Below are 475 nucleotides of genomic sequence, written 5' to 3'. Positions count from 1 at the left end.
GGTCGCGGTCTCCGACTGCCTCAACTTCGGCTCGCCGGAGAACCCCGAGGTGATGTGGCAGTTCTCGCGGGCCGTCGAGGGGCTCGCCGACGGATGCCTGCAGCTCGGCATCCCGGTGACCGGCGGCAACGTGTCGTTCTACAACCAGACCGGCGACGTGCCGATCCACCCGACGCCCGTCGTGGCCGTGATGGGCACCATCGACGACGTGGGCCGCCGCGTGCCGTCGGGTTGGCAGGACGCGGGCGACAACCTCTACCTGCTCGGCACCACCGCGCTCGAGCTCGACGGCTCCGCCTGGGCGGGCGTCGTGCACGGGCACCTCGGGGGCCGCCCGCCTGCCGTCGACCTCGACGCCGAGAAGGAGCTCGCCTCGCTGCTGTCGGCCGCCGCCTACGAGGGCCTGCTCAACGCGGCCCACGACCTCGCCGACGGGGGTCTCGCGATCGCCCTCGCCGAGGGGGTGCTGCGCTTC

1 protein-coding gene is annotated in these 475 nt (G+C 73.3%); it reads left to right on the top strand.

The annotated features are described in order from the left end of the window. Positions 1 to 475: AIR synthase related protein (locus tag FJ658_RS15855; protein ID WP_255447778.1), on the top strand; the 475-nt coding region annotated here is incomplete at both ends.

Source organism: Schumannella sp. 10F1B-5-1, assembly GCF_006517535.1.
GTDB lineage: Bacteria > Actinomycetota > Actinomycetes > Actinomycetales > Microbacteriaceae > Schumannella.
Note: the sequence above shows the minus strand (reverse complement) of the source record. Positions and strands in the feature narration are given on the sequence as shown.